The organism is Sulfitobacter dubius (assembly GCF_027214245.1).
Taxonomy (GTDB): Bacteria; Pseudomonadota; Alphaproteobacteria; order Rhodobacterales; family Rhodobacteraceae; genus Sulfitobacter; species Sulfitobacter dubius_A.
This window is the reverse complement of the sequence record NZ_JAPWHM010000012.1, coordinates 18,094-33,127: the sequence shown is the minus strand read 5'-3', so window position 1 is coordinate 33,127 and position 15,034 is coordinate 18,094. Positions and strand designations below refer to the sequence as shown.

19 protein-coding genes and 1 tRNA gene are annotated in these 15,034 nt (G+C 56.2%); 9 read left to right on the top strand and 11 right to left on the bottom strand.

The window, feature by feature from the left end; genetic code table 11:
- Positions 1 to 31: 31 nt before the first annotated feature.
- From O4H31_RS18650 to O4H31_RS18640, 3 genes are read left to right on the top strand one after another with little or no spacing between them, the layout of a single operon-like run.
- Positions 32 to 523, top strand: coding sequence for a TRAP transporter small permease (locus tag O4H31_RS18650; RefSeq protein ID WP_259986425.1), 492 nt, complete (start codon positions 32 to 34; stop codon positions 521 to 523).
- Entirely contained in the window at positions 516 to 1,832 is a 1,317-nt protein-coding gene (locus tag O4H31_RS18645; RefSeq protein WP_269348036.1) for a TRAP transporter large permease, read from the top strand. The genes O4H31_RS18650 and O4H31_RS18645 overlap by 8 nt, the downstream gene beginning before the upstream one ends.
- Positions 1,829 to 2,587, top strand: coding sequence for an SDR family NAD(P)-dependent oxidoreductase (locus O4H31_RS18640; protein ID WP_269348035.1), 759 nt, complete (start codon positions 1,829 to 1,831; stop codon positions 2,585 to 2,587). Before O4H31_RS18645 ends, O4H31_RS18640 begins: the two co-directional genes overlap by 4 nt.
- A 118-nt stretch (positions 2,588 to 2,705) precedes the next feature.
- Here the strand turns inward: O4H31_RS18640 and O4H31_RS18635 are convergent, their stop codons facing one another.
- The 6 genes from O4H31_RS18635 to O4H31_RS18610 form a co-directional block, all read right to left on the bottom strand.
- A complete protein-coding gene (locus tag O4H31_RS18635; RefSeq protein WP_269348034.1) occupies positions 2,706 to 3,248 on the bottom strand; it encodes a glycosyltransferase in 543 nt (180 codons plus the stop codon).
- Positions 3,190 to 3,870 (bottom strand): hypothetical protein, encoded by a 681-nt coding sequence (locus O4H31_RS18630; RefSeq protein WP_269348033.1) that lies wholly within the window; start codon positions 3,868 to 3,870, stop codon positions 3,190 to 3,192. The genes O4H31_RS18635 and O4H31_RS18630 overlap by 59 nt, the downstream gene beginning before the upstream one ends.
- The gene (locus O4H31_RS18625) at positions 3,867 to 5,048 is read right to left on the bottom strand and encodes a glycosyltransferase (protein WP_269348032.1); all 1,182 of its coding nucleotides are present in this window, start codon (positions 5,046 to 5,048) and stop codon (positions 3,867 to 3,869) included. The genes O4H31_RS18630 and O4H31_RS18625 overlap by 4 nt, the downstream gene beginning before the upstream one ends.
- Before the next feature lie 92 nt (positions 5,049 to 5,140).
- Positions 5,141 to 5,554 (bottom strand): type II toxin-antitoxin system VapC family toxin, encoded by a 414-nt coding sequence (locus tag O4H31_RS18620; protein WP_269348031.1) that lies wholly within the window; start codon positions 5,552 to 5,554, stop codon positions 5,141 to 5,143.
- Complete coding sequence (locus O4H31_RS18615) at positions 5,551 to 5,799, bottom strand: AbrB/MazE/SpoVT family DNA-binding domain-containing protein (protein WP_269348030.1); 249 nt, start codon at positions 5,797 to 5,799, stop codon at positions 5,551 to 5,553. The genes O4H31_RS18620 and O4H31_RS18615 overlap by 4 nt, the downstream gene beginning before the upstream one ends.
- A 130-nt stretch (positions 5,800 to 5,929) precedes the next feature.
- Complete coding sequence (locus O4H31_RS18610) at positions 5,930 to 6,487, bottom strand: hypothetical protein (RefSeq protein WP_269348029.1); 558 nt, start codon at positions 6,485 to 6,487, stop codon at positions 5,930 to 5,932.
- Positions 6,488 to 6,739: 252 nt separating this feature from the next.
- Here O4H31_RS18610 and O4H31_RS18605 point away from each other — a divergent pair, with 252 nt between their 5' ends.
- The 4 genes from O4H31_RS18605 to O4H31_RS18590 all read left to right on the top strand — a co-directional run bounded on the left by O4H31_RS18605 (position 6,740) and on the right by O4H31_RS18590 (position 8,638).
- Complete coding sequence (locus O4H31_RS18605) at positions 6,740 to 7,210, top strand: MarR family winged helix-turn-helix transcriptional regulator (RefSeq protein ID WP_269348028.1); 471 nt, start codon at positions 6,740 to 6,742, stop codon at positions 7,208 to 7,210.
- Between the two features lie 161 nt (positions 7,211 to 7,371).
- Positions 7,372 to 7,776 carry a DNA-binding protein gene (locus O4H31_RS18600; RefSeq protein WP_269348027.1) on the top strand — a complete coding sequence of 135 codons (405 nt, stop codon included), beginning with the start codon at positions 7,372 to 7,374 and terminating at the stop codon, positions 7,774 to 7,776.
- Between the two features lie 304 nt (positions 7,777 to 8,080).
- A complete protein-coding gene (locus O4H31_RS18595; RefSeq protein ID WP_269348026.1) occupies positions 8,081 to 8,293 on the top strand; it encodes a hypothetical protein in 213 nt (70 codons plus the stop codon).
- Between the two features lie 27 nt (positions 8,294 to 8,320).
- Positions 8,321 to 8,638: a nucleotidyltransferase family protein gene (locus O4H31_RS18590; RefSeq protein ID WP_269348025.1), complete on the top strand. Its 318-nt coding sequence runs from the start codon at positions 8,321 to 8,323 to the stop codon at positions 8,636 to 8,638.
- Positions 8,639 to 9,055: 417 nt separating this feature from the next.
- Here the strand turns inward: O4H31_RS18590 and O4H31_RS19700 are convergent, their stop codons facing one another.
- From O4H31_RS19700 to O4H31_RS18570, 5 genes are all read right to left on the bottom strand, one after another.
- Entirely contained in the window at positions 9,056 to 9,433 is a 378-nt protein-coding gene (locus O4H31_RS19700) for a DUF6634 family protein (RefSeq protein WP_419723617.1), read from the bottom strand.
- Between the two features lie 696 nt (positions 9,434 to 10,129).
- Positions 10,130 to 10,480, bottom strand: coding sequence for a metallophosphoesterase (locus O4H31_RS18585; RefSeq protein WP_419723616.1), 351 nt, complete (start codon positions 10,478 to 10,480; stop codon positions 10,130 to 10,132).
- A gap of 508 nt (positions 10,481 to 10,988) precedes the next feature.
- Positions 10,989 to 11,492: a hypothetical protein gene (locus tag O4H31_RS18580; protein WP_269348023.1), complete on the bottom strand. Its 504-nt coding sequence runs from the start codon at positions 11,490 to 11,492 to the stop codon at positions 10,989 to 10,991.
- Entirely contained in the window at positions 11,482 to 11,799 is a 318-nt protein-coding gene (locus O4H31_RS18575) for a hypothetical protein (RefSeq protein WP_269348022.1), read from the bottom strand. The genes O4H31_RS18580 and O4H31_RS18575 overlap by 11 nt, the downstream gene beginning before the upstream one ends.
- Before the next feature lie 29 nt (positions 11,800 to 11,828).
- Positions 11,829 to 11,919, bottom strand: a tRNA-OTHER gene (locus O4H31_RS18570).
- A 650-nt stretch (positions 11,920 to 12,569) separates the two neighbouring features.
- Here O4H31_RS18570 and O4H31_RS18565 point away from each other — a divergent pair.
- A complete protein-coding gene (locus O4H31_RS18565; RefSeq protein WP_269348021.1) occupies positions 12,570 to 13,526 on the top strand; it encodes a hypothetical protein in 957 nt (318 codons plus the stop codon).
- The gene (locus O4H31_RS18560) at positions 13,523 to 15,028 is read left to right on the top strand and encodes a 3'-5' exonuclease (RefSeq protein WP_269348020.1); all 1,506 of its coding nucleotides are present in this window, start codon (positions 13,523 to 13,525) and stop codon (positions 15,026 to 15,028) included. The genes O4H31_RS18565 and O4H31_RS18560 overlap by 4 nt, the downstream gene beginning before the upstream one ends.
- Positions 15,029 to 15,034: the final 6 nt, after the last annotated feature.

The window sequence follows — 15,034 nt, the reverse complement described above, 5'->3', positions numbered from 1 at the left end:
GGGCTGTGCCGATCCGGGGAGGGTCAAAGCCATGCGGTTTTTGCTGCAAGAATTCGAAAAGATCGTCTGCGCCCTGCTGTTTCTTGGCATGACGCTTATCGGTTTCATCAACGTTGTGGTACGCTATGCCACGCATTATTCCTTTGCGGCATCAGAAGAGCTGCTGACCAACGGCTTTCTGCTGCTGACCGTTTTTGGCGCTGCGATTGCCGCGCGGCGGGGCCAGCATCTAGCAGTAACCATTGTGCAGGACTTCCTACCCCGGCCAGCGGCCCGTGTGGTTTTCGTGTTGTCGGTCATCCTTTCAGTCATGCTCCTTGCCGCTTCCGCTTGGTTTTCTTGGGCCACATTGATGAACCAGATCGACAGCGGCATCCGCAGCTATGCCCTCGGCGTGCCTGCCTGGTGGTATCAGATCGGCCTGCCCTTTGGCTTTGCCCTCATCATTATCCGCTACCTGCAACATGCGGCAGAGACATGGCACCCGCCACGGCAAGAACCACAGGCGACCCCCAGTGTCTGATATTCTGAATATGGGTGCGGGCACCCAGATGATTGTAGCCTTCTTCCTGCTCATGGCGCTGCGCGTTCCCGTGGCCTTTGCGCTTGGTCTCTCGGCCATGTATGCGATGTGGCAAATCGGGTTCGGTTTTGACCTTGCAGGCGACCTGATTGCCACCGGCATTGCCAAATACGCTTTGCTGGCCATCCCCTTCTTCATCCTCGCAGGAACGCTCATGGGGACATTGGGCATCGCTGAGCGGATGATCCGCTTTTTCCGCATCCTGATCGGCAATCTACCCGGCGGCATGGGAGTCGTCGGCACAGTCGTCTGTCTCTTTTGGGGAGCTGTCTCAGGCTCCGGCCCTGCCTCTGTGGCGGCCATCGGCCCTATGATCATCAAAGGCATGCAAGAAGACGGCTACCCCCGCGCCGCTGCTGCCGCTCTGGTCTGCACGGGTGCGGCCTTCTCTATCGTGATCCCTCCGTCCATCGGCCTCGTGATCTATGGCGTTATCGCCGAGACTTCGATCTCGGCCCTATTTATCGCGGCGATTATACCCGGCCTCTTCATGGGGGTGTTGATGCTGGTCGTCCTGCCCTTCATCAAGTCGACCAACCGTGAGGGGCTGGACAAGCTTTCCCCCGTCCCTTCCAGCAACGGATATTGGCGCGATCTTGGGCAGAGCTTTCGCGAGTCCTTCTGGGGCTTGATGACGCCAGTCGTCATCCTCGGCGGAATCTATTCAGGTATCTTCACGCCCACCGAGGCTGCCTTGGTCGCCACTGTTTACGCCATAGCTGTCGGGGCCTTCGCCTATCGCACGCTGACAATCCGCGCTCTCTACGATGCATTGACCGAAGCCGCGTCCTCCTCTGCAGTGGTCATGCTGGTGGTGGCCTATGCAAGCCTGTTCGGATGGGTCGTAACTGTCGAAGACCTCGTCGGGCAATATTCCGGCCAACTGCTTGGCCTGTCGGACAATGGTGGGGTGATCTTGATGGTGATCATGCTGATCCTGCTGATTGCGGGCATGTTTATGGACCCCGTTACGGTCATGTTCATCTCGCTGCCGATCTTCATGCCTGTGGTACGCGAGCTTGGCTGGGATCCGGTGTGGTTTGGAGTGCTGGTGATGGTAAACCTTGCCATCGGCCTCATCACGCCGCCGGTCGGGATCAATCTATACGTCGCTGCAAACATCACGCGGCAGCCGTTAGAGCGCATCGCCCGCGCCGCTCTGCCATTTCTGCTGGTCAGTGTCATCGGCCTTGCCATCGTGGCGGCGGTCCCTGCATTGTCTCTGTTCCTGCCTGAGGTTCTAAAATGAACGATACCGTTGCCCTCGTCACAGGTGCCGCACGCGGCATCGGTCTCGCAACCGCAACCCTCTTTCACGCAGAAGGCAAGCGGGTCGTCATGCTCGACCGCGATGGGGAGGAGCTTGCGAATGCGGCGGCCACCCTCCCCGGGGCGCTGGCCATCATCTGTGACGTGTCGATCCCCCAGCAAGTCGCGCAGGCCGTAGCGGAAGTCGAACAGACATGCGGACGCCTCGACATTCTGGTGAACAACGCAGGCGTCGCTGACTTCGGGCCGCTGGCAGAAACCGACTTCGCCCGCTGGCGGCGCGTTATGGAAACCAACCTTGATGGCGTGTTTCTGATGTCCCAAGCCTGTCTGCAGCTCTTGTCTGTCAGAGGCGGCGCTATCATTAACATTGCATCAATCTCGGGCCTGCGCGCCTCTACCTTGCGTATCGCCTATGGAACATCCAAAGCCGCGGTTATCCATCTCACCAAACAGCAGGCGGCGGAACTCGGCGAGTTCGGAATCCGTGCAAACTGCGTCTGCCCCGGCCCCGTAGACACGAAACTTGCGCTGGCGGTTCATTCCCCGGAAATACGCGCGGCCTACCATGACGCGATCCCCCTCAACCGCTATGGAACAGAACGCGAGATCGCGGATGTCATATGTTTTCTCGCCAGCGACCGCGCGAGCTATGTCACCGGGCAGGTGGTCGCCTCCGACGGAGGGTTTGACGCCACCGGTGTCGGACTGCCTGCGTTGAGGGGGTCAAGCTAAGCCACACTAGGCCGCAGTAATTAATCAGATGAGCCCCCTTCGCGACCTTTATCGCCTTGAACGCTTAACCTAGCGTGCCCTTTCATCTTAGGGCAACTCTTCACCTACGCGCGAAAATCTATGCGGCTCCGCCATGATCGACATGCTGATTATCACTGATGCTACTTACTTCTAAAACCCGTTCATTCCGCATCCGCCCCCTACGGGCATCCCCCAAGACCTCCACAAGGGCCAACGCGCTTGCCTCCCAGCCATACCCATCCGCACGGAGCGTCCCGCGGCGGATCATATCTGCGTGCTGCGGCTCCCCCATCCTCGCAAAAGCCCTCATCGCCCGCGCAATATCCCGTTCATCCCGCGGATCGAACCAAAGCGGCGCATCCCCCAGAACCTCCGGCATCGCCCCGCTACGCGCGCAGATCACCGGCACGTTAAGGCGCATCGCTTCAAGCGGTGGGATGCCAAAGCCCTCATGCAATGCGGAAAATACTAACGCAGACGCTCCTTCATAGAGCCCTCGCAGATCGCAATCCGGCACCCGGCCAAGCGCTCTGACCCGGCCAGTATCGCCCACCTCCTCGGCCACAAGACCCGGCACATCGCTACCTACGAGGACCAGAGGTGGCACCTTGGTGCCACAGGCGGCATGTGCCGCGATCAAGGCGCGCAGGTTCTTGTTTGGGCTGCGGTTGCCAACGCTCAGGAAGTACCCCCCCCGGCGTCAGCCCATAGCGTGCCGGAGCACCGGGCGCAGGTGGCAGGCGCAACATATGATCCGCGCTATTGGGCAGGATGCGAAAGCGGTTTTCGTCAATGCTCAAACGTCGCGCCAACATCTTTGCCGAATGGTGGCTCACTGTCAGCAACGCCGCCGCGCGGCGGGCAAGGCGGGGGCGCAGGAAGCGATGGCCCAGCCGATAGCGCGCAGCATAGGCGTCTGGTATGTCCCAAAGATTAGCGTCATGCAGGCACAGTACATGGGCGCGGTGAATCAGCGGGCCGCTATTGCCGAGACTGATCAGAACGCCCTCCCGGCTTGCCCGCCAAAGCGCGCCTTGCTCCCACAAAAGCCCGCTCCCGCCCGGTACATGACGCAGACGCAAAAGCTGCCAGCCCGGCGTATCGACCCTCTTTGGCACCAACACCTCTATCGTGCCAAGCTGGTCGCGCAGGTCAGCGGATCGGCTAAGCGCGCGGTCTAAGGCACCCAATATCTCGCGCGCATGACGTTGAACCCCTGAAACGGGCTGCGTCAGAAACCGTCCATTGACATAGATCGTCATGCCAATTCCACTTCGTGACCAGCCGCCGCAAAGGGGGATCGACGCACCGGCAGTCCGTAAAGCGACGTGGTGCGCCGTCCGAGCGCATCGACTGACCAAGCGCTTACATCTGTGGCCAACGCCCCCTCCCGCAACTGCTGCAACCGCTGATCATCTTGTAGCAGTTCCAACATCCGCCGCACCGCATCGTCCATATTCCCCGCATCTGCGATCAAGCCGTTGCGCCCGTGATCGATAATCTCATCAATCCCCGGCAGGTTCTGCACAATCATCGGACATCCCGCCGCAATCGACTGGACAGCGACCCGTGGCAGACCTTCGCGGGCGGAAGTCAGCACCGACAGATCCGCCAGGGCAAACAACGCTTCGGGGTCTGCGCGATGACCGCAGAATACGACCTGATCCTGCAGTCCAAGGCTCTCCACCGCCGCGCGAATGGGCGCCTCTTCAGGGCCCGCCCCCGCCAAAAGCAGTTTCAGTTCAGGCAACGTATCCGCCACCCGAGCGAAGCTTTGCAAGAAAGGCATATGCCGCTTACGCCGTTCAAACGCCGCCATCATCAGCACCACACGGGGCCGCGCATTGCCGCGCGTAACGCCCAGCAAGTTCCGCCAATCGGCAGGCAGCGCCGGATTGCGAAACCGCGCGACATCCATGCCTGAACGCACGCAATGGACCCGTCCGCGCCGCGCGATCCCCGCCCGGACATAGGCCCGGCCCACCGCTTCGGAGACGCCGATAAACACGTCTGTTTGCCGCGCGGCCAGCCGCTCTGCCGCCAGATATAGCCTGCGTTTTGCGGGGGGGACGCCTTCGAACGGGATGATATGAACCCCATGCGCCACCACTGCCTCCGGCACCGTCCGCGCGGCGAGGCGGCCAAGAATCCCGGCTTTGCTTTGGTGGGTATGGATCACGTCTGGCTGCAACGCGCGGTAGATCTGGCGCAGGCGAAGCACGGCACGCATGTCTTGCACCGGATGGATCTGGTGAACCATTTCCGGCAGGAGGATCCGGGTCAGCCCCCGCGGCAAATGATCCTCCCAATAGGGATCGGGCGCTGCACCGTGGATCAGAGAGACCCGATGCCCCTGCGCAATCTGCCAACGACAGGTCTCAAGCGTATTCTCTTCGGAACCGGCCCGCAGGAGGCGTGTAAGCAGGTGAACGATATGCATCGGCATCCCTCGAAGCTCGGGCTCCCACCCATTTCGAACGCTGCCAACTTCAGGCCTAAATTCTTACCAGATCATTAACCAAGGAGATTTTCTTATAATTTACCTTTAACCGGGACGATGATCTCGACAGTCGGATAATAGCTGCGGTAGCGCCCCAGATCGCGGGTCAGCAGCGGCAGACCACGCACCGCCGCATGGGCACCGATAAAGAAATCGGGCAAGACACCGCTGCGCGTACCGCCCGCCTTGCGGTACTTGCGAAAGACCTTTCCGGCCAAAAACAGCGCCGCATCAGGAATGGGCTCACGCTTTAATCCGATGCCGCTGATGAAGGCATCAAGCTGTTCTTTGCTGTCATAACGCACCGAAAGCTCAGCATAGATCACGTCATTGATCAGCAGCGGACCGACCAGCGAGGCCGCTTCGAGCTGCGCAATCGACCAATCCGCAAACTGCGGATCGTCTGTCACCAAATCCAACAGCACATTGGTATCAACCAGCGTCAAGCATCTGGCTCCGCTGGCAAATCCCGTGTCAGCGCCATGATGGCGTCGGTATCCATCCCTGCCCCTGCATGGCCGCGAAACTTGGCAAAACTGCTCTTGGCCGGCCCCTCTTCTTGCGGGACAAGTTCCACCCGGCCATCACGGGTGCGGCGAAAGCTGACCTTGCTGCCCGCATGCAGGCCCAAAAGGTCGCGCACGGCCTTGGGGATGGTCACTTGGCCCTTGGATGTCACGGTGGTCTGCATCGGAATCGCCCTTGGTAAGGAGTGGCATATCCAGAGTATTACTTATTCGGTTTCTTTTCAAGTTTCCACTACGCGCGCCGCTGCAAACTTCCGTCAATCGGAAATTTGGGACTGTTCGTTACAACTGGCGTTAAGGGGAAGCCTCGGCGTTATCGGAGCAAATTGCCTCAAACGCGTTACCAAACGTGGGTTTTGACCGGGATTTTGGGTCTGGGCGAGGCGCCCGTTCTGCTTGGAACGGGATCGGATCACACCTGACATAAGCCTCGATCTGAGCGGGGAGCCACCGCCTCCCGCGCGCTGCCGTGCGGCCAGGCTGCGTGGGCGTCACCGCGATCGGCGCCGGCATCAATAAACGATTTTCGCAAATGGCTGCATTGATCGAAGAAACGCCCAAACCAGTGCGCTCAGACACCCAGGAGGCCTTCTGAAGCGGATAGAGGAGAGCCTTGATCTCCGGGTCGCCGAGAGGTGTCACGCCGATGATTTTGCGCATGACCTCATGCACGCTAAACCGATGGTTTTTCGCAGCGCCAGACAGTTCGTTGAGGCGAAAGTAGCTGACGATGTAGGGGACGGTATTTTTCCCCACCTGACACCAAGCAGCGAGTTCCGCGGTTGTCATGACGACCGGGAAGCGAAGTTCGATGGGGTCGAGAGGAGGCGTATAGGCGACGAGGGTAGGCATGTGCTGGCTCCAACTAGGTAGGTTGCTACCTAACTAATTATGGGGCCAAATTCGCAATACAAGAAGTTTTTCGCGGGTCCGTACGCAGACTTCAGCAAATGCTGAGGCCTACAATGGGTTTGACCCTGCGCAGCGTTGATGCTCGAGTTGCAAAAGAATAGGAAGCAACCAAAGTTTTTGGCAGGAACCTTCATGCTGGGCAGCGCTTCATCATGGACCAGTCAGATATGGTACTTGGAAGGTACTTGTAGGATGATTAACCAACCGGAACCTAGTGAAGCGCCGGATACAGTGGCTCATGGCCGCCGCATCCATGTACTGTGCTCTGCGATTTCCCGATCGATGGCGAAGAAAAGTCAAGCAAAGCTCGGGGCCGTCGGGCTTTCGGCCGGCGCTGCCGGTTTTATACGTGCCGTCGGTGACCGTGAGGACATGACTTTGTCCGACGTTGCCAAAGTATTGCGTGTAGAGACCGCCACCCTAAGTGCTCTTGCCGTCCGTTTGGAGCGAGACGGGCTCCTTGTGAGAGAGCCTTCATCAAAAGATAAAAGGGCGATGCTGTTGCACCTGACGCCGCGTGCGAGGGAACTGGGGGAGCAGGCGGAGCAGATCACACAGGCAGAACTAGCAAAGCTGACAGAAGGGATAACAGATGCTGATCGGATTCGGTTGGTTGAGCTGCTCCAAGGCATCCTCAAAAACCTTGATGGCGACCCTCCTTGAAAGTACCCATAAATGGTACTGTCAGCGGTTTCGGTAAATGGTACCGGTTATTCAGCAACAGTACCATTGCTGCTGCTCCAGGAAATGGTACGACTTCTACAAATAGGTACCCTCAATCATAGTGGTTAAAGTGGTACTCATACTATACCGGAGTACCAATCATGGCCGTCCAAGAGGAGATATTGGCGTTGTGTACCGAGCTCCATGCATCGGGTATCAAGCTAAGTTACGATACGATCCTCAGAGCGAGGGGGCGGGGGTCCCGCAGGGATATTGCGGCTGCTCTACGGGAGTGGCATCGGCGACGCGCCCGAGAGATTGCCTCAGCCTCGCTGGCCATGCCTGATCATATATCGGCTATGGGAAGTGACCTAGTCACGGGTCTTTGGTCTGCGATGGAACTGGCATTTGCGGAGATGCGGCAGGAAGTTAAAATCGAGATCGACCTGCTCGAAGCTCATGCCCAGGAAGAGATCAAGCAGCTCCATGGGATCATTGGCGACCAGCAAGATGAAATTCAGAGGCTGAAGAATGAGGTCGAGAGGTTATCAGCCCCTCCGCGATGAGTGATGGAGTTTCAGAATGTCATTAAAAGGATCAAGTGTTGAAGAGCCTGCCCTCGGGTGGCTCATCCTTTGACAAAATTTTAGTATATTGAGATAGTAGAAATAGGCGGGCTGACTTAGATGTCGCCGTCATGTCAACCAGAAGAAATTCTGGTCTCGTAAACCACGGTAATGGACGTCTTTTACTAGCCCATGTTGACCCTGCTGTATGGTTAAGTGGACAATAGCGACATGAAGGGTTTGGTACGGAAAAGGCGTTAGTACTGCCTTTAATCGTTGCCCTATTGGATGGGGGCATGCGGATGTGCGCAAGCCAGATGATGTACCGGTCTGTCAGCAAATGCGGGACGGGCTGGCTTCAGGCGACACGATATCCGCGCAAGCAATCAACATCGATGTGAGTTACGCTGATTTCAAAAACTGCTATCATCAGTCATGGATGCAGATGGTGGAAGCAGGTAAGGCCCAGCAAGTCATCGATTACATTGATGCGGTTGATGCTGGCGTTTTCGTATGATGTCGCTAGCTCTGAAGGGCCGAGGGTATGTGTAAATCGACTGATATCATCCAATTCAGAGCCGCCAGTCGCCATGAGGCAGCGCTGTCGGCGTGGCATGAAATCAAGTCAGAGCTTCAAGCTGCAGGTCTGGAGGTAAAACTGTTTGGCTCCTTGGCGAAAGGAGACTTTCGGACCCATTCCGATATCGATCTGATGGTTAGGTTGGGTGATAGCGGGATGTCTAGGTCCGCTGTCGAACGTATCGTCAACGAGGCATCACCGGATATCCCGGTTGATCTGTTGTTCGAAGAAGACCTGACGCAGTCTGACTTGGAGACCTTCTTTGCTACTTGGATGCAGTGATAGAGCACTCCCTGTGCAAAGGACGTAGGCCCAAACGAATCTATATTACTATACCACTTTCGGACGTCCAAGGACGGCATGACTGAGGTGACGTCGCCTGTGAAGAAATCGTTTGCATTATACATGTGGTTACACGCACCAATGCCATACGCATCTCACGAACGTGGATCTTTTGGTTCTTTGGCACCCTCACTCTCAGTGCGCTGAAGGGCTCTTAAGCGCCATAGCGGTGCTGACTCAACAAACTGCCTGATATGTTCATCGTCGATCTCTGTTGCTTTGAATGATTGGTGATACGCGCGTCTCGCAACTAGGACAGTCACAATACAAAAAATCCCTCCGATGATGGCAATCGTAGCCTGCGCAGCATCGTTGAGAGATGGAGAGCAAGAATGGACAGGTAACAGAGCGGGGAAGTCAAACATGACTCATCCCTGCGGAAACCCGATCAGTTGCAATATCTTGTTGGACTTCCGGTAAAGTGAGCCCGAGAGCGCTGAGACATGATGCATACTGTTGAGGCAGTCGCCTCAGATCGGAAGGTCCGGCGCGCTCGCCTAGCTGATACCAGCGGGTTTTAGTGCGCGCCCATTTTCCTTCTGAGCACATACCACAGAGACGTGAGGTATTAATGAGATAACCTTCTAAAGTTGGGTGGCCCGTTTGGATGCCGATTAGGATCGCGCCACCAAGATCAGGATCTCTTATAGGGTACCATGGCGAAAGAGAGGGCGCCTGATCAAGGTCGATAGGCTCGGGGCCACGCAGGCCAAGACGGAGAGACCGCAAAGTCATCCGTGTCATTAACGTCGATATCAACTGCGCTCTGCACCGGTGCCAGTCCAGCCAGGCCAAGCACGGGTATCCTCCGATTTCTACAAAGGGGACATTGGAAGGCAGAGCGTCAATTTCTATGAGCACTGCGGATGGGAGCGATGCGACAAGAACGTAAGGGGTGCGGTCTGCATCTCGGACTACATTCGGTTTCGTCTGGCTCGCTGCGTTCAAAATATGGAGATCGTTTTCGTTTGGGTCCATGTCAGCTCTCACAGATACAAGTTTTGATGAAATATCCGTTCTCTGAGCGATGAGATTCATTGCAGTATCCCACGCTTACATTGCGCTGGTCTGTTTGCCCGACGGTGCCGCGTAGCCGCCGGTGGGAGTGCCCAAAAAACCAAGCATCGGGGGCAAATCTTTCGATCAAATTCGTCATGTCGGAATGGAACGATGGCGTAAGGCCGTCGACAGGGCCCGCAGTGGAAAGATGAGGCCCATGATGCGTCACGACTACAGTCTGCCCTGCATCCCCCGCGGGGTGCCGTCTTATCAACTTCTCTTCGAGCCAAAATTTATGGGCGCGATGAATAGTTACCGTATCTGACGGTTCGATCAGCGGCCTATAGGATCGCAACTGTATCCCGGAACCGTCGGTTGCAGGACGGCCTTTTCGGATCCGCTCGTAGTCTCGCATGGTACGATGCGCGATATTTATTGCTCTGTTTCGATCGCCAAGAAGCTCGAAATCTGTCCACAGAGTGCAGCACAAAAATCGAGTGTTCCCGTGGTACACCTCTGTCTTTGAGCCCAATGGGCGCCGACGGATTGAGCCTGTTGCGCGAGCAAGTTGTCGTCTTCGAGCATGCCGCCGAAATAGTCGTGATTTCCCGGAAAGATGTAAATTCGGCTGGGCGCGATATGTGGCGTCAGCTGACCTAGTGCAACACCCCGTCTGGCAGCAGGCCCATCGCTCAGGTCTCCCGCAATTATGAGGGCATCGAGATCATCTTTGATGACGGTTTCAAAGCCAAGCGAAGTGATCACATCACGACCGGCGCTCATATAGCAGTCGATATGCAAGTCCGACAAAATTGCGACCCGGCCGGTCCGGTAGGGTATTCTGCAATTCATTCCGTTGCCCTTCACGCATCAAAGAATCGCCTATATTTAGAAGAAAATTTGAATAAAAGGTCAATCTAACCTTCTGGTTATAAAGGATTTATACTTTTGGTCATGAAATTTTATTGCGAAAAATTAAAGTTTGAGATGACTTTGCGCCATGCTGGAATGGCGCAAAGTCAATTTTGAGACCTTTGGGAAAACAGAGTAGTTTTGTTTTTCGCAAACCAGCCTGAGTGATCCGCCCATCGATGCTTGCGCTTTGAATCGAAGTTACCCCAAGTTATCTAGCTTCCAATAAGTTAGCGCTAACTTATTGGAAGCTACAGAGCGGCGCTCAAATTCATGCTGAGTTATCCCCTGCGGGACGCCTTCAGGCTTGCACGTGACAGTATGTCCGCACGCCCAACATTTCACTTCGATATAGGTGACGCCCGGCGCGAACAGATCATCAGTCATCGCCGTCACTCTCGGCGATTGCTGGCCGCGGAGGTGGTTGACGCTTTCTCGGCCTGGGGATGCGCGCTGCCGGAACGGGGTCATCTCCGATCACCCGCGCTGCGTACTCTGAGATCGTTTCATCGACCGCTGAGGGACCGATGAGCTGCTCGATCTCATCGTCTGAGCAGCCGGCTTCTGCAAGCCGGGCCTGCAAAGCGGGGCGGGCTGCAGATCTTTGCTCGTCCAAAAAAGCAGCGGTGTTGATCTGAAATTTCATGCCACGCATACTGACGGATGGATCTGCGCGAAACTCTCCATAGAGCGCGCGCAAGATAGCGCGGAGACGTTCCGTGTATGCAATGAAGGTCTCTCGGTCTTCTGTGTGAGTGATGATGCGGGGATTGATGCCCTCGAGGTCCACGCAGACCCATCCCACCGTTCTCGGATCAGTCAGCAGCGCCAGATCGATATCAGCGTGCATTGCAGCGTGGCGTTCGGACAGATTAGACATCATCAAGCTCTGCTATATGCATTCTGCTGGCGTAGTCGTGCAGTGTTGTGGGGTCAGAGTAATCCGGCGATACGGTATATACGTCATGCCCCCCGACCAGCCGGACATCGATACCGATCTGCTGCAGCAGACGCACTGCAGCAGCTCTGATTGCTCGTCGCGTTGGTGCATCATCACATCCATAGACGTCGATATGCGCGATCTCCCGGGGGCGGACGTAATGCACCTGTGCAACCAGATCGATCGACAGGTTGGGATGCTGCACGACAATCGCGTCTTGAACTGCAGCTAATGCGATCGCTTGTGTCATGGCTGCCTCGCGAGAGGAGGAGGTGGGGATGGTAGGAGTGGAGAGGATCGAACTCTCGCTCTGACAGTCATCTACTGCTCAACGGGTGTATAAATCCCATCGCCGCACCAGCGCACTCCCGAATATACTAGGCAGTCAGCCTGGTATTCGGAAGTCGGCAGTTGTGATCTGGGTGGAAGTCATGCTCGCAGATTGCTGCGAATGATCTGCACAGGCAAGCTCTTTGTGATGTCGCAGCGGTTACCCCAAGTTATTGAGTTTTAGATAAGTTTAATTATCAATTACTTAACCGAAGGTAACAGGAAGTATTTGGCATCCGATACCTTTGGCCGCATTGGTGGCTCTGCCCCTCCGGGTGCCCTTCCGGCCCCCTCGGCCCCTCTCGGCTCCGTTGCTTAGGAGCGGTTGAGCTTCGTCCTCTCCTTACCTTGCTCGTCGTCAAACATAGGTAGAATCATGAAAGGAATTATCACAATATATAGATTATACCTAATGACAGATCTCCAAGCTTTGGTGCAGAACTGATAAGGCAAAAAGATGATGTCGTTAAAAATTTATCAAGGTTAAAACCTATGCGCCAATTCAGGGACTATCGGAAGATGTGTTTGCAAGAAGGAGTAGACCTTCTTTGTATTGAAAAGGGTCACAAGCATTGCCGCCTCGTGTTCGAAACCGGTTTTGTTGTCGCAGCGTCGACGCCCTCCAACCACCGCAATATGATGAATGTCCGCAGTGATGTTCGTCGTCTGCACCGCTAAAAGGAAACTACGATGAGCGAGATAATGACCGCTGCCGAACGCCGTGACGCATGCCAGGACACTGTTTATCTAGCCGATCACGACTGGGACTATGCCCAGTGGCTTCACGTATTGACCATGGAATCCTTGGAACACGTCGAAGGTCTCTTGGGATCTGGCGTTGCTTCTGCCCCGTTGCGTCAGTTGGTCCAGCCTGTTGCTGACATCAACTGTATCGATGCTGATACTTGGCGCGATGCAATGGAGGATGTGTCGGCGTTTTTCGACGTTTTGCCCATCTCCTCCCGGTTCTACGAAGCAGTGCTATATGGCTTGTACGGCGTTACCCCAGAGAAGGTGCCCGTCGGCGACCGCGCGGATTGGATGGGCACGCTTGTAAACGAGATCACTGAATTTGCAGCGCGCAGCGATGTTCAGAAGCTTGGCCACGGAAACAATACTTTGCTGCGAATTTCTCGTCTCGCCGCATCGCGGTATGCGATCGACCTTGGTCGGGGAGAAGTGGATCTTCATTCCATGGCAGTTCTTGGCGGCATTGCCGAAGGGAGTGTGCGCAACCTGCTTTCAGGGGCGAACAGCGTACTGGAGCGTGGCCCCCAGGGAGGCATAGTGGCCATGAGCGCCGCATCATGGTTGCAGAAGAAGAAGGGCTTCCTTGCCTCCATCTGGCAGGAAGAAGATGCCACTATCGAGACGATCGATGAGGGGCCTGCCATTGCACCTGAAAGGGTAATCTTTGTTCCCGTTGCTCGGGACGGATCACTGTTCACCCCTGACCTCATGCGCAACGGCACCTACCAGATCGGCGCGAAGGGTGACGAAGAGAATGTCTCCAACTTCTTCGATGCATTAACACGGCTGAACAGCATGGCCGTTCCACGCTGGCGTCGCCCGAATGAAAAGGGCCTGTGGGGGATCGTTAGTGGTATCGCATGGCAGCGTATTGAGAAGGCAGCAGACTTGGCATGAATATTCCTACAGCAGCAGAAGTCCTCGACGCCTTAAAGGCCGCCCTGCCCCGCCCGACGTCCGAAGCTCCGCGCGATTGCCGCGGTATCTATGGGCTCTTCGATCATTCCGGAAACTTCCGCTATATCGGCTCCACCTCGGCAGAGAACGAAACCTTCTACAAGCGGATACATCACCGCCACCGGACCGGGTCGGAAACTTCGAGCCACTATTTCTCGCGTATGTATAACACCGGACGGATGTGGCGCCTGCGTAATGACCCAGTCACCAAGGCTGATGGGGACATCGCGAAACGTCTGCGTAATGTCTTTATCGAACAGCACTGCCGCGCGGTTTGGGTTCCTTTGCCGGATTATGCTCCCATTGCCGACCTGGAGGCTGAAGTCATTGCTAGGGCACCTGCCGAAATGATTGCTTGGAACCGCTGGGGTATGGAGGCTTACGAAGAGCCCACCACTTTGGTCGATAAATTGATCGAAAGCCTTGCTCTCAGTCCTTATGAACGTGCCGCGATTGGCCGCCAGAGGGAGCGTTTTCTCGGCAGTGCGCTTCAGAAGAAGAGTGCCGGCACCATGGCTGAACTGCCTATTGGCCCGTTCCGCTTCTTTGCGCTCGATGTCGAGACCGCCAACAATGATCGCGCCAGCATCTGTCAGGTCGGTGTGGCTTGTGTTCGCCCGGACAACAGTATCTCAACGTGGGTAACCTTGGTTGATCCTCGCACTGACCGCTGGGTGTTCAGTGATCTGCACGGCATTACGCCTGGCATGGTCCAGGGCGCACCTACTATCGGTGAGGTGATAGAAGCAATTGATATGCATCTTACCGGTCGAACCGTCTATCAGCACTCGGGCTTTGACCGGAGTGCCATTCGTGCCGCCTGCAATAAACTCGGCCGTGCAGAGCCTGATTGGGATTGGCAGAACAGTGTTAGTGTCGCGCGTGCGGCCTGGCCTGAGCTGAAAGGGAATGGCGGGCACGGCCTCGCGTCACTGAAGGCATTTCTGGGCTTGGAATTCGAACACCACGACGCCGGTGAAGATGCGCGCGCCGCGGCGCAGGTTGTCCTTCTGGCCGAACGGTGGGGCGGTAGCATGGCAAAGACCTCTGATGACGTCTTAGATGACGCAGATACCGCCCCTGCTCCTCCAGCCCACTCACACTTATTAGGTGCCACCGCCACGGGAAGCGTTGTGGGACGTAGTGTGCTCACCCAGGGCAATATCAACAACAGCCATTTCTATCTACGCGATTTGATATCAGCTTTTCCGGCTGAGATTATTGGTGGCGACAACCGCACAAGCCGCGCTTCTCGTACTGTCAGCATTACTTGGGGAGGCTCAGCACCTGTTTCGACTGACATCGATGGCAAGAAGAAGATTTTTCGCGATCGATCCTGGGTGAAGAGTTTCTTCGAGCGCAATGCCGCACGTCCGGGGGATATCGTGGAGCTCACCGAAAGTGCCCCATATTGCTATCAGGTAGCACTGATACGAGATTGATTTCGC